Source organism: Streptomyces sp. NPDC047515, from assembly GCF_040643055.1.
GTDB lineage: Bacteria > Actinomycetota > Actinomycetes > Streptomycetales > Streptomycetaceae > Streptomyces.
Genome location: NZ_JBEYTM010000015.1, coordinates 24,460 through 38,023, shown reverse-complemented (window position 1 = coordinate 38,023; position 13,564 = coordinate 24,460). Strand labels below are relative to the sequence as shown.

Sequence of the window (13,564 nt, the reverse complement as noted above, 5' to 3'; positions counted from 1 at the left end):
ACATGACTCTCTTTCCTGGCGCTTCGTCAGCGCTTCGGGCATTGGTCTTGACCAATATCTCAAGGTGTGAAAACTATGGGCAAAGCCACCACGGAATCTTTACAATCACCTCCGCGGGAGAATCAAGCCCCATGCGCATATCCGCAACCGCCGCAGCAGCTGTGCTCGGTGGAGCTTTCGTCCTCGGCCTCGCGGCCGTCCCGGCCGCCCAGGCCGCGCCCGCCGGTTCGGTCGGATGCGCCACCGACGCCTTCGGAGTCGCCGGGAAGTACGGCGAGTTCGTCCTCGGTGACGACGTCCACACACCCGACGCGGAGGGCGCCGTCGCCGTCGGTGGCGACGCCGACTTCCGCGGCGGCTTCAGTGTCGCCCACGAGCTGACGACGGCGGAGGTCGACGCCCTGCCCGGCCGGGCTTCGCTCGTGGTCCGCGGTGATCTGCTCAACGGCGGGTCGGTCACCGCGGTGATGAAGGGCGACGCGGTCGTCGGCGGCCAGGTCCGGGACCGCGCCGTCGAGCTGCACTCCGGCGCCTTCCGCCAGAACGCCCGGCTGATCGACTTCGACGCCGAGTTCGCCAAGCTCCGGTCCTACTCCTCCGCGCTGGCCGAGGAGCCGGTGACCGGTGGTGCCGACGTCACGCTGGACGGCGCCGAGCTGACCCTGAAGGGCACCGACGCCACCCGTAACGTCTTCGAGGTGACGGCCGGTCAGCTCGAACAGGCCAAGGACGTCTACCTCAAGGTTCCGGCGGGCGCGACCGCGATCGTCAATGTGAGCGGCGAGAACTACGACATGGCCAAGGCGGGCACCACCGGCTTCTTCCTGTCCGGCGGCCAGGACTACGTACTGGACGACAAGCTCCAGAGCGCCTCCGACGGCAAGGTCCGCGCCCGCCTGCTGTGGAACTTCCCCGAGGCCCGCACGGTCACCAAGAGCAGCTCGGCGGCCTGGCCCGGCAGCGTGCTGGCCCCCCGGGCGCACCTGGAGCTGGGCACCGGCGCGCCGGTCAACGGCTCCGTGTGGGTGGCCTCGCTGCATGGCTCGGGCGGCGCGGAGACGCACCACTTCCCCTTCAGCGGCTGCCTCCCGGAGACCGGGAAGACCCCGTCCGCCACGCCGACGCCGAGCGGTATCCCCGGAGTCACGCCGCCGGTGACCAGCACGCCCTCCGACTCCGCGACGCCGCCCCCGGCGAGCGGCACGCCGTCCGCCGGTTCCTCCGAACCCGCCGCACCGGGCACGCCCGCCCCGTCGCAGAGCACGGCGCCCGGCACCGGCGGTGGTGACCTTGCCTCGACGGGGAGTAGCGGCACAGTCCCGCTGGTCATCGGCACCGCCGCGGTGCTCGCCGCGGGCACCGGCCTGGTCGTGGCGGTCCGCCGCCGCTCCAGGCGGGCCTGACCCCTGCGGCCCGCCGCCGCTCCCGGCGGGCCTGACCCCCGCCGCCCGCCCGCCTCAGCGGTGCGTCGACGAGACCCGCCGACGCAGCAGTTCGGCCAGGCCGCGGCGGGTCGCGGCGATCACCACCCGGTCCTGGGGGCGCAGTACGTACCCCGGGTGCAGGTCCCAGACCAGGCCCGACGAGCGGTCCGGGGACGCGGGTGCGGGCACCGCCAGGTCCGGGCGGCGGGCCTCGGGCGGGGCGGCGTCCAGGGCCAGCACCCGCCAGGCGCCCGCCCGGAACGCCTGCTCCACCGTGCGGCCCTCCAGCTGTGGGTGCCCCGCGACCTCGACCGCCGCGAACAGCATCACCTTCCGCTCGACCGGGATCGCGCCCAGGATCTGTCGCCCCATCATGGCCACCGCGAAGGACGGCGCGGCCAGATGGGAGACGGAACGGGAGCGGGTCAGGGCCTGCGGGTGGGCGGCGCGCAGGGTGCGGTAGACGGCCGTGGCGAACTCGTCGTCGAACAAACGCAGGGAGACGCGCAGGCTCGGCTTGACCGAGCGGGCGTACAGCGCGGCCTCCAGATTGGTGGTGTCGACGCTGGTGAGGGCGAGGAGCGCGCGGGCGCGTTGGATCTTCGCCGCCTCCAGCACGCCCTCCTGGGTGACATCGCCGAGCACCACCGGCACGTGCAGCCGCCGGGCCACGGCGATGCCGCGCGCGTCCGGGTCGTCCTCCACGCACACCACGGGAACGCCGAGCTCGCGCAGCCGGACCAGGACCCGCGTACCGATCTTGCCGAGACCGAGCAGCACCACATGACCGGACAGACCGCGCGGCGGACGGCGCAGCGACGACGCCGTACGCAGTGAGCCGAAGGCCTCCAGCACGGCCGCCACGAGCAGCGGCAGCAGCATCAGACCGGCCACGCCCGACAGGAGTTGGAGGAGCTGACGCGCCGTCGAATCGCCGATCGCCGGGTCGCCCATCGCGAACAGGTCCAGCAGTGTCAGATACGCGGCGTGCGCCGGATTGTCGCCGGTGGTGAGCCAGGAGGCGACGGCGAGTCCTACGACGGCCAGCCCCACCCCCAGCGCCGACCAGCGCAGCCGCCGGGAGAAGACCTGGCCGAGCGGTGCGCCCCGGCCCCCCATCCGGGGCGGCGGACCGGCCGGGTCCGACTGGCTGACCGTCTCCAGGACGACCGTGCCACGGCCCGTCGCCGCAGCCACCTGCCGTTCGTCGGGCAGGAGTTGAGGTCCCTCGTCGCCGCTGCTGTCGGATCCCTCGGTGCCCGCCGGGTCATGGGTGGTGGAGGAGAGCAGCGCGAGGGTGCACAGACCGGGGTCGGCGATCCGGCCGTCCCCGGGCGGGGTGCGTTCGGCGGCGCGCAGCAGCAGACCCTCCGCCTGGATGACCTTGCTGGAACCGGTGAGGGCGGTCGCCGCGAGGGCGGGCGCGGCGGTGTCCGCGTCGGACAGGACGGTGGTCGAGGCGTCCAGCGCGGCCGGGTCGAGGCCGGGTGCGGAGACTGCGGCGGCCTGGTCGAGCAGGGTCTCCAGATACTGGCCCAGCTTGCGGTTGTAGAGCCGGATGACCAGCCGGACCCGGGGGTTGAGGCGGCGGGCGGTCAGCGCGGCGCGGATGTTGCGCTCGTCGTCGTCGTAGACCAGGGCCAGCGCGGCGGCCGCCGGGACGTCCGCCTCCTCGAAGACCTCGTCGGAGGGCTCCGGCGCCTCCAGGATGCGTACCGCCTCGACCCCGGCGTTGGTGTCGCCGTCCCCGGAAGCACCCGCGGCCCCGTTCCCGCCGTTGCGGTTCATCGCCTGCGACATCCGGCCGAACAGCGCCGCCGCCCGGCCCCGCCCGGTCAGCTGCAGTTCGGACCGGCGCGCGTCGCGTCGGGGCGGCAGGACGAGGGTGACTCTCTCCCCGTACACATAGCGCAGTTCCACGGCGAGCCGCTGGGCCAGTGCGTCGTCACCGCAGACGACCATGTGACCGCTGAACAGGGAGCGTTGGGGTTGCTGGGGAAATGGAGGCACGGGACCCAGCATGCCCTGCTCCTCTCCGTCGTAGCGGCCTGTCAGTGATCTTCCTGTGGAACGCGGGGCGGCGGCGCCGCGTGCCGGGCCGGCGGGCCTGCGAGCAGATGGCGGGGGTCGGTGGCCCGGACGATCGCCGACTCCACCGCCGCGATCCGGTCCGCGAGCAGCCCCAGCGCGGCGACCGCCCGGGCCAGGGGGTCGCCGTCCGGGCCGCCGAGTGTCTGCGTGCGGACGTAGGAGGCGGTGATCGCGGACCAGCGCGCGGACTGCTCGGCGGTGAGACGGCCGCGCAGCGCCGCGAGTTTCAGCAGGTTGGACTCGGCGCCGGTGGTCAGCGTCTGGGCCTCGCCCGCGTAGTGGTCGTCGATGACGGCGAGGAGTTCCGCGTCGTTCATCACCGGCACGATCCGCTCGACGATCTTGTTCATGTTGCGGTACGAGCCCTGCAGCCGGAACGGCGGTTCGGTGCGCGTCGCGTCCGTCTGCGCGGCCGAGGCGATGTACGCGGCGTTCACGGCCAGCACCGTGTCCCGCGCGGTCAGCAGATGGCGCAGGACGGAGACGATCCGCTCCGCCTCGGCGGGCGCGTACGGATGGTCGAACCGGTCCGCGCCCACGGCCGGGGCCGTGCCGGAGGCGAGCCGCAGGAACCGGGCGAGATCCTCGCGGGACCGCCCGGCGAGCGGCGCCAGCACCGGGTTGGCGGTCAGCGCGTTCTCGACGAAGCTCAGCGCGAAGACGTCCTCGCGGCCGCTCAGCACCTCGCCGAGATTCCACACGTCGGCCCGGTTGGCGAGCATGTCGGGGACCTGGAACCGCGCCCCCGACTCGGTGTACGGATTGCCCGCCATGCACACCGCGAACCGCTTGCCCCGCAGGTCGTAGCTGCGCGGCTCGCCGTCCCGCACGCCCTCGATCCGGCGCGTGGCGTCGCACAGCGGAATGAACTTCTGGAGCAGTTCGGGCGAGGTGTGCTGGATGTCGTCGAGGTAGAGCAGCGTGTTGTTGCCCGCCTCCAGGGCGAAGTTGATCTTCTCGATCTCCTGGCGGGCGGTCGCGGTGCGCGCCTGTGCCGGGTCGAGGGAGGTCACGTCGTGGCCGAGGTTCGGCCCGCTGATCTTGACGAGGACCAGTGCGAGCCGGTCGGCCACGTACTCCATGAGCGTCGTCTTGCCGTAGCCGGGCGGCGACACCAGCAGCAGCAGGCCCTGCGAATCGGTGCGCCGGTCGGCGTCGGCGGTGCCCAGCTGCTTGGCGAGGCTGTCGCCGATCAGCGGCAGATACACCTCGTCCAGGAGCCGGTTGCGGACGAACGCCGACATCACGCGCGGCCGGAGGTCGTCCAGTCGCAGCCGGGCGCGTTCGGCGGTCACGAGTGCGGTGCGCCGGCGCTGGTAGGCCCGGAACCCGGGAACCGTGCTGGTGCGGAACTCGGTTGTGCGGGCGAGGAGTTCGTCGATGCGAACGGTCAGCCGGCCCCGGTCGACGCGTGGATGGGTGCCGAGCAGGCCGTCCACGGTCGCGGTGAGCGGCGCCTCGCAGTCGTACCGGTCGAGCACCGGCTCCGGGCACAGCTCCACGGCGACGGCCTCCGCCAGATCGCCCGCGTCGATCTCGTTGCCGTTCGCGGCGGCGTACGGGGCGAGCCAGCCCTCGACCAGCTGACGCCGGGCGGAGAGGTCGTCGTGGAGGGCGGCGAGATCCTCGTCGTACGCCGAGGAGCAGGTCGCACGACGGAACTTGTCCAGGAACGTGCGGACGGTGGCGCTCGTGACGAATCCGGCCGGTCCGCTCGTCAGCTCCTCGAAGAGGTACGCGGCGACGGCCCCGGCGTCCGCGCCCCGGACGCCCCCGCCCCGGATGACGTCTGCCCACTCCTCCTGGAGCGTGGCGACGGCCGGGGCGAGGCCGAACGTCTCACGGGCGCGGGCCAGCGAGCGGGCCCGCCGGGTCCAGGAGACGCGCCGGGCCTCGTCCGTCCCGTACGCCCAGAAGAGCTGGGCCGCCGCTCGTACGGCGGGCGGGCGGCGCAGCAGTCCGGCCCCGGCGTGCAGCCCGAGCAGGGCGGTGAGGATCGCGGCGGCGTCCTCGTCGTGGACACCGCGCTGGTGGCCCTCGTGGTACGCGTCCGCCGCCGACTTCCGCACCAGGGAGGTGAGTTCCCCGGCGTCCAGGGCGGCGAGGGTGTCGGCGCCGTGCTCGTCCAGGAGCCGGGCCGCCAGGTGCTCGGCGCGGTAGACCTGCGGGGACTCGGAGGGCAGCGCCTGGTCCCAGTACGGGCGGGTGGCCTCGAACTCCGGGTCGGTGACCGGCGCCCGGTAGTCCGTGCCGGTGAGCGCGAACGCGAGCCGGTCACCGTGTGGGACGAGCGTCAGGTCGAAGGGCTGGGTGTTCACTGCGAACCGGTGCCGGCCGAGCCGGATCGTGGCGCCGCCGTCCGCGTACAGCTCACCACGGTCGCGCAGGGCCCGCCCGGCCTCCTGGCGGGCGGCCAGCAGCTGCCCGTCGAGCTCCTCGGCGCGCACCGGGTCACCGAGCTCCCGCAGCTCGTCCGCGGTGCGGCGGACCTTGGCGACCATCGGGTCGGAGCCGAAGTACGTGTGGACGGCGTCCAGGTCGGGCAGCGCCGCCAGCCGCCGGGAGACGGTCTCCAGGACCCGGGCCGCCGAATCCGCCAGCCGCTCCGCCCGCCGGGCACGGGCGTCCTGCAGGGTCTGCTTGCGGGCCGAGAACGCCTCGTACACCTCCGTGCGCCGCCCGGCCAGCTCGGCGAGGAAGTCGTCGAACTCCGCGAACCGCGACTCCAGGTTCTCCAACTGGAGCAGCAGCCTGCTCAGGTGGTCGTCGCAGGCGTCCGGGGTGTCCGCGGCGGCCAGCGCCCCGGTGACGGCCTGTCCGAGCAGTGCGAACTCGGCGGCGAACTCGGCGCGGCCCTCGTGGTCGAGGAGTTCGCGGCGTCGCGCGTCGAGGGTGGCGCGGGCCCGGTTGACCCCGCCGAGGACCTCGGCGATCCGCTCCAGGATCGACGTACGGACCGTCGCGTCACCGATGTCGAGCCCGGCGACCACGTCGGTGACGGTGCCCAGGCCGTCCGTCATCTCCGTCAGCCGGTCGCCGAGCGCCGAGGCGTCCACGACGGTGGTGAGCGCGGACGCCTCGGCGGTCAGGCGCGCGATGTCCTCGTGGTAGCCGGCGAACGCGTCGTCCCGGCCGAGGAACGCCACCGCGCGCCGGCCGGCCGTGTCGATGTCCTCGGCCGTGGTGGCGGTCAGCTCGGCGATCCGCTCGGTGTCCGCGTACCGCATCTCGGCGAGGGTCGCCAAATGGCCGTGGGCCCGGCGCAGTTCGGTGAGCTGGGCCACCCAGGCGGCGGCCGTGCGCGGGGCCTCGCCACGGATGCGGCGGACGAGCGCGGTGAGCCGGTCGGTCGTCTCGGTGAGGGCGTCGGCGGCCTGCCGGGTCAGCTCCCGCACCGTCTCGAACTCGGCGAGGACCTGCTGGGCGGTGTCCCGCAGCTCAGCCAGCGGGGCGGCGAGCGCGCCGAGCTCGGGGTCGGTGAGCCAGTGGTAGCGGTCGGTGGCGCGGGTGCAGTCCGCGACCAGCTGGGCGTACACGGCGGCGGTCGGGGTCGTCTCGGCGGCGCTGTGCGCGAGCGCCAGGCAGTCGGAGATGCCGCGCACCAGATCGGCGTTGCCGACCCGGGCGAGCGGACCGGACCCGGCGGGACGGGAGGCGGCATGGGTGTCGGAGACGTAGGGGGTCAGCCAGCGCTGCACCGGGTGGACCCGGGCCGGTTCGTCACCCGTGGCGGTGGAGCGCAGCAGGACCAGCGTGCCGTCGTCGAGCAGGGCGTGGCCGCGGCCCTGGAGCGGAGTGGCGACCTCCTGCCGGATCAGGTTGTAGGGCAGGAGCAGGCCGCGGCCGTCGTCGGGGGAGCGGAAGACGTAGAGGACGTCCTCGCCGTTCGGGGAGCGGACCGCGCCCTCGAAGACCGGGTCGGTGAGCGGCTCGGCGATGTCGAAGGTCTTCGCGGTGCCGGTGGTGAGGTAGTAGCCGCCGGGGAAGATGATCCCCTGGTCCTCCGGCAGCCGATGGCAGGCGGGCCCGATGCCGTCCAGGCGCAGGACCGTGCCGAGCAGCGTGTTGAAGACCAGGTACCGCCACGACTCCTCGTTGTACGGACGGACGCGGAGCAGGATCAGCGGCCCGATCGCGGCATGTTCGACGTCCGCGTCGGCGAGGGACTGGAGGGGTTCGGTGACCGGCTCCTCGTAGATCCCGTCCGGGGAGTCGGTGTCGTCGACCGTCTTGACGGTGAGGGTGCCGCCGAGCGTGTCGACGAACAGGGCGGCGCCCGTGCCGTCCGCGTCCCCGCCCACGGCGATGTGCGGGTGCCGGCCCAGGACATGGGACTCGCGGCCCGCGACGGTCCAGGTGAAGTCGTGCGACGGCGGGAAGACGTGGTCGCGGTCGCCGCGCGCGTCGAGGAAGGCGCCGGGCGAACCGTTCGGGCCGAGCGCCCAGCGCAGTACGCGGATGCCGTCGGCGCTCTCGCCGGTACGGAAGACGGCGAGCAGCCTGCCGTCCACCCGGCGCAGCCGCAGCAGGCGGGCGTCGCGGTAGTAGCGGTGCAGCGCGGTGAACTCGCGTACGAAGGCCTCGTCCCCGAGCAGGCCGTCCTGGTCCGGTGCGGTCAACTCCGGTTCGTACAGGGCGAGTACGTCCCGGACCTCGGGCGGTTGTGCCGCCCCCGGCCCGCGCTCGAAGCCGAACAGCAGCCGGCCGCCGACGGCCACCAGGTCGCGGGGGACGGACGCCTGCTCGGTGCGGATCCGCTCGGAGCCGGTGAGCCGCAGCTCGGTCGAGCCGAACTCCTCCGTGCGCCGCGTGTTGAGCGTCTCGGCGCGGCTCGCGAGTTCGGCGGCCCGGTCGGCCAGCCGGCGGCGCAGGACGTCGTACGTCCCCGCGTCCACGGGGCCGCCGGCGGGCGGTGCGGTCGCGGTGTCGGTTTCCATACGTACGGCTCTCCCTACGAGGTCTGTGGTGCGGGTGGTGCGGGCCCGCCCGGTGCTGGGGACGGGAGCGGTCACCGGACGGGCCCGGGGTCGCCCGGGGCCGGGCCCTGTCGCCCGGCCCCGGATGCCGCTGGGGTCCTTCGTTCGGATCAGGCCGGATCAGGGAGCGGTGCCGGGGCACCCGAGTCCGGCGTGATCCGAACGAGAGGCCCTATGCGACCGGCGACCCGTTCCGTGCGGCGGGTACGTCCGAGCCACCCGCCGTGGCGGTCGGACCGCTCACCGCGGCCCCGCCGACCGCCCCGGTCACCGCGGACACCGGCACGTCGGCCAGGCCCAGCTCCTGGACCACCGTCAGCAGCTTCTGCGCCTGCCCCGGCGCGAGCCCCGCGCCCGGCGTCCGCATCATCCGCATCAGCAGCGCCGACACCGTGAGGTTCTGCACGTCCCCCGTCGTCACCGAGCCCAGCACCCGCGTCAGATCGTCGGTGAACGACGAGGTGCCGTTCAGCCACGGACCCGCGAGCGCCTTCGCCGTGTCCGAGTTCTCCACGAAGCCGTCGAAGCTCTTGCCCATCGAGACGGCCGAGACCAGGCGGTCGAAGAAGACCGACTCCCCGCCGACGATGTCGATGTCGGCGTTCTCCAGCCCCGTGGCCAGCACCGTCGCCTGCGACTCGGCGACCTGCCGCTGCACATCGAGCCCGGCCAGCCGGATCTCCTTCTCCGCGGCGAGCCGCAACCGGTACTCCTCGTGCCCGCGCGAGGCGTCGTCGAGCGCCGCCATGGCGGCCGCCTTCTCGGTGAGGCCCGCGGCCTCGGCCTTCAGCTTCTCGCCGATCATCGCCGCGTCGGCGGTCGCCTGGGCCCGGGTGCCCTCCGCGGTGGCCAGCGCCTTGAGCCTGGCCCCCTCCGCCTCGGCCCTGAGCCGGGCGGACGCGGCCTCGGCCTCGGCGAGACCGGTCTTCTCGATGACGTCGGCCTCCGCGTCGCGCACCTGGACCTCCGCGAGGCCGGGCGCCGCGGACTCCGCCTGGATGCCCTCGGCCAGCCGCAGCTTCGCCTGGGCGTCCAGGTCCGCCGTCTTCAGCCGGGCCTCGGCGAGCGTCAGCTGCTCGGCCGCCAGGTGGCCGGCCGCCGCCTCCGCCGCCTCCGCGGCCTTGATGTCCTTGACCAGCTTCTCCTGGGCCTCCGCCTCGGCGGCGATGATGACCGACTTGCGGGTGCGCTCCGACTCCTCGACGGCCCGCAGGGTCTTGATGGATTCCTCCTGCTCCGCGACCGTGCGGTCCACGGCGATCCGCTCCCGGATCACATCGGCGACCTCGCGGCGCTCGGCCTCGACCTCCTTCGTCGCGGCGATCCGGTCGAGTTCGGTCTGCCGCTCGCGCCCGATGACCTCGATCAGGCGGTCCTTCTCGATGCGCTCGTTCTCCACGGCGATGACCCGCTCGCGGTTCTTCTGCGCGACGGCGATCTCCCGCGCCTGGTTCTCGCGCTGGATGCCGAGCTGCTCCTCGGTACGGATGAACGCGGCCTGGGCGCCGAGCCGTTCCTCCTCCTGCACCTTCGCGGTCGCGGCCTCCTCGCGGGCCCGCAGCGTCTCGACCTCGCGGCGCTGCTTGATCTCGGCCTCGGCCTGCCGGCGCTCCAACTCCAGGATGGTCTCGCGGGCGTCGACGTCCTGCCGGGTGATCTCCTTCTGCTCGGTGCGCTGGTACTCGTTGGTGCGCACGTGCTCGATCGCCGTCAGCTCGGTGATCTTGCGAATGCCCTGGGCGTCGAGGATGTTGGCGCCGTCGAGCTGCGCCATGGGCGTCTGCTCCAGGAAGTCGATCGCCGCGTCGTCGAGGTGGTAGCCGTTCAGGTCCGTGCCGATGACCCGGATGATCCGGTCCCGGAACTCCTCGCGCTTGGTGTACAGATCGACGAAGTCCAGCTGCTTTCCGACGGTCTTGAGCGCCTCGGCGAACTTCGCGGCGAAGAACTCCTGGATCGCCACCTTGTCGCTGGCCCGCTCCGTGCCGATGGACTGGGCGACCTTGATGACGTCCTCGACGGTCTTGTTGACGCGTACGAAGAAGTTGATGTGGATGTCGGCGCGGATGTTGTCCTGGCAGATCAGGCCCTCGCGCCCGGTGCGGCGGATCTCGATGGTCTTCACCGAGATGTCCATGTACTCGGCCTTGTGCAGCACCGGCAGGACGACGGCCCCGGTGAAGGTGACATCGACCTTCTTGGTCTTGGAGATGATCAGGGCCTTGCCCTGTTCCACCTTGCGGAAGAGCCGGCTGATGACGACAAGCAGGGCGACGGCGATGAGCAGGACAACGGCTACGAGCACACCGAAGCCCAGGGTGATGGCATCCATGGCAGTCCTTGACGGCTGGTGAGGAAGGTGGAGAGGAAGAGGGGCCCGGACGGACGGCCGGGCGGTTTCGTGGCCGCGACCACGACTGCGGCGGGACGGGCGGGACGGTCAGCCGGCGCGACGCGGAGTCCGGCGCACACCGGGACCGGTGTCCGGGCGCGGGCTCGTGCGTGGTTTCGGCGGTCCCGGGTCCAGCGCCTTGTCGTACGGCGAGACCCAGAAGAACTCGCCCTCGTCGTCGTACGCGTAGAGAAGCCCCGTACTGCCCGAGACGAGAACCGCGCCGTCCGTGGCACGCGTATCGTCCGTGGCCTGCGGGCCGTCCGTCGGACGCAACAGCCTGACCTGGACGATGGCGGTGGAGCCGTCGGCCGCGGCGACCTCGGCCTGGCCGAAGTCGGCGCTGACGGAACCGGTACGGATCGTGCAGACCCGGCCGAGGAAGTCCTGCCGCGACGGAGGGGGCTCGTCCGGGAACCGCCGGCGCGCCCAGCGCCCCAGCATCCGCGTCACGGCCCAGGCGATCAGCAGCGCCCCGGCGAGCACGGCGCAGGCCAGCCCGGCGCGGGTGAGGCCGGTGACACCGCTGCGGTGCAGCAGGACCGTACCGGCCAGGCTCGTGAACCAGCCGACGACGACCATCACGGACACCGAGACGGTGACCGGCACTCCGCCGATCCCGGCCATGTGGGTGTCGAGGTCCCCGTCGAAGGAATGGTGATCGGCCGCACCGGCCAGCACGAGGAGCCAGAAGAAGACGACCACGACCAGCGCGGCGACGAACAGGACGGCCGGGAAGGCGGTTGTCGCGCTCAGGAACTCCCGCATCGTCCACCCCCTCTGTGTCGTCGGGGGCGGTTGCGGTGGTGGTTCCGGTGGTGACTTCGGTGGCGATTCCGGTGCTGCGGCCCGCCGACAGCGGCGCCGCAGCAGCCGGATCTCCCCCGTATCCCCCGTATCCCCCGTATCCCCCGTATTCCCCCGTGTTCCCCCGGTTGGTGCTGACCTGATCGTGTCATTCGATGCCATGGCATGGCACTGCCGGAATCCGGCAATCTTTGTACGCCCTCGATGCCGGGCACCGGCACCGGCCGGTGTGCGTTGTGGTGGGTGTCGAGGTCGCGTCAGAACTGGAGGAGTACGCGTGGCGGTGCCAGAGGTTTCCGATGAGTATCTGGGGGACTATGTCCGCATCTTGGCCGATGTCGCCGCCACCGGGCGCCGACTGACCCGGGATGAGCTGGACAACCGCCGTCTCCTGGGCCGGGAGGCCGCCGAGGCCGGATGCCAGCTGCGAGCCCTGGTCAGCCTCCATCTCGCGGCGACCCGTACCGACTGGCCGCGCATCGCGTCGGCCGGTGCCACGTCCACCGACTCCGTGCTGGCCGCGGTCGAGCAGGCCGTCGACGCCTTCGCCGAGGGCTTCGAGCGGGCCCAGCGGCTCACCGTGCGGCGCGAGGAGGCGGCCCGCCGCGAGTTCATCGACGATCTGCTGTACGGACGCAGCGACTTGGGCCGGCTCGCCGAGCGGGCCACCCGGTTCGGGCTGCGCCTCTCGCGCGCCCACGCGGTGGCGGTGGCGTCGGGCCCGGAGGCGTACACCGAGACGGACTCGGTGCCGCGCACCGTGGAGGCGGCGCTGCTCACGCGGTTCAGCGGCCGGAAGATCCTGATCACGACGAAGGACGGGCGGCTGGTCTGCATCGCTCCCGGCGGCCAGCCCGACGTCCTGCGGTATTTCGCCAAGCAGTCGCACGCGGCGACGGACGGCGGCCGGGTCGCCGTCGGCCGCCCGCACCGAGGACCCGGCGGCGTGGTCCAGTCCTACGACGAGGCGCTCGACGCACTCGATCTCGCGGAGCGGATGGATCTGGACGATCCGGTGCTGTACGCGGCCGATCTGCTGGTCTATCCGGTGCTGACCCGGGACCGGCAGGCGATGGCCGATCTGGTGCGCAGTCAGCTGGGCCCGCTCCAGCAGGCGCGCGGCGGCGCCGAGCCCCTGCTGCGGACGCTCACCACCTACTTCGACTCGGGCTGCGTGGCCGCCGAGACGGCGCGCCGGCTGTCGCTGAGCGTGCGGGCGCTGACCTACCGGCTGGAGCGGATCCATCAGCTGACCGGTGCCGATCCGTCCGACCCGATGCACCGTTACACGCTGCAGACGGCGGTCATCGGTGCCCGGCTGCTGGACTGGCCGGCCAAGGATCTGTGACCCGCCCCGCACCGATGCGCCGCCCGTGCGGGCGCCGGGTTCCTTACGGCCGGTCGTCAACGTCCGCAACGGGTGGCGGCGGTGGGACCCGACCTCGGGTACGGGCCGGCCCGCCGCGCCCCGTCGGCAGCGGCCCCGGCGGCAGCGGAGAGGGCCCGTCCCGGGGCCTGCGCGGTCAGTTGGGGATCGACGGTGAGGACGGTCACCCCGAGCGGTGTGCCGAGTGCGCGCAGGGCCGGTTCGGAGAGCCGGATCCAGTGCTGTCCGTCGCCCAGGGTGGCGGCCAGCCGGTGCGCGGAGGTGAAGCCGACGGCCGTGCGGTCGCCCAGCGGCGTACGGAAGAAGCGTGTCGTCCACCCGGTGGCGCAGCCGGCCGGTCCCGGCCGGACGGGGACGAAGAGCGGTACGGCCGGGCCGGGTTCAAAGGGTTCGGGATCGTCCGTTCCGCTGCGTTCGGACATGGTGTGCCTCCTCGACGGGCCGGGGTACGGGGCTGCTGCGCACCTCAACGTTATGCCCCGGGGGC

At 73.0% G+C, this 13,564-nt stretch carries 7 protein-coding genes; 2 read left to right on the top strand and 5 right to left on the bottom strand.

Annotated elements, in window-relative coordinates:
- Positions 1-131: 131 nt before the first annotated feature.
- Positions 132-1,403 carry a choice-of-anchor A family protein gene (locus ABZ826_RS15290; RefSeq protein ID WP_361447267.1) on the top strand — a complete coding sequence of 424 codons (1,272 nt, stop codon included), beginning with the start codon at positions 132-134 and terminating at the stop codon, positions 1,401-1,403.
- Positions 1,404-1,457: 54 nt separating this feature from the next.
- On the opposite strand, the gene ABZ826_RS15285 is transcribed toward ABZ826_RS15290, so the two are convergent.
- From ABZ826_RS15285 to ABZ826_RS15270, 4 genes are all read right to left on the bottom strand, one after another.
- Entirely contained in the window at positions 1,458-3,446 is a 1,989-nt protein-coding gene (locus tag ABZ826_RS15285; protein WP_361447265.1) for an NAD-binding protein, read from the bottom strand.
- Positions 3,447-3,475: 29 nt separating this feature from the next.
- On the bottom strand, positions 3,476-8,452 hold the full coding sequence (locus tag ABZ826_RS15280) for a DNA repair ATPase (protein ID WP_361447263.1): 4,977 nt from the start codon (positions 8,450-8,452) through the stop codon (positions 3,476-3,478).
- Between the two features lie 211 nt (positions 8,453-8,663).
- Positions 8,664-10,823: a flotillin family protein gene (locus ABZ826_RS15275; protein WP_361447261.1), complete on the bottom strand. Its 2,160-nt coding sequence runs from the start codon at positions 10,821-10,823 to the stop codon at positions 8,664-8,666.
- Positions 10,824-10,931: 108 nt separating this feature from the next.
- Positions 10,932-11,651, bottom strand: coding sequence for a hypothetical protein (locus tag ABZ826_RS15270; RefSeq protein ID WP_361447259.1), 720 nt, complete (start codon positions 11,649-11,651; stop codon positions 10,932-10,934).
- A 316-nt stretch (positions 11,652-11,967) separates the two neighbouring features.
- On the opposite strand from ABZ826_RS15270, the gene ABZ826_RS15265 reads away from it, so the two are divergent.
- On the top strand, positions 11,968-13,038 hold the full coding sequence (locus ABZ826_RS15265; protein ID WP_361447257.1) for a helix-turn-helix domain-containing protein: 1,071 nt from the start codon (positions 11,968-11,970) through the stop codon (positions 13,036-13,038).
- Positions 13,039-13,094: 56 nt separating this feature from the next.
- Here the strand turns inward: ABZ826_RS15265 and ABZ826_RS15260 are convergent, their stop codons facing one another.
- Complete coding sequence (locus tag ABZ826_RS15260) at positions 13,095-13,499, bottom strand: SAV_915 family protein (protein ID WP_361447255.1); 405 nt, start codon at positions 13,497-13,499, stop codon at positions 13,095-13,097.
- Between the last annotated feature and the right edge of the window lie 65 nt (positions 13,500-13,564).

Bases quoted from the DNA above. Each gene is read 5' to 3' on its own strand.
- ABZ826_RS15290 (WP_361447267.1), top strand. From the start codon at position 132: ATGCGCATATCCGCAACCGCCGCAGCAGCTGTGCTCGGTGGAGCTTTC.
- ABZ826_RS15270 (WP_361447259.1), bottom strand. From the start codon at position 11,651: ATGCGGGAGTTCCTGAGCGCGACAACCGCCTTCCCGGCCGTCCTGTTC.
- ABZ826_RS15260 (WP_361447255.1), bottom strand. From the start codon at position 13,499: ATGTCCGAACGCAGCGGAACGGACGATCCCGAACCCTTTGAACCCGGC.
- ABZ826_RS15285 (WP_361447265.1), bottom strand. From the start codon at position 3,446: ATGCTGGGTCCCGTGCCTCCATTTCCCCAGCAACCCCAACGCTCCCTG.
- ABZ826_RS15275 (WP_361447261.1), bottom strand. From the start codon at position 10,823: ATGGATGCCATCACCCTGGGCTTCGGTGTGCTCGTAGCCGTTGTCCTG.
- ABZ826_RS15280 (WP_361447263.1), bottom strand. From the start codon at position 8,452: ATGGAAACCGACACCGCGACCGCACCGCCCGCCGGCGGCCCCGTGGAC.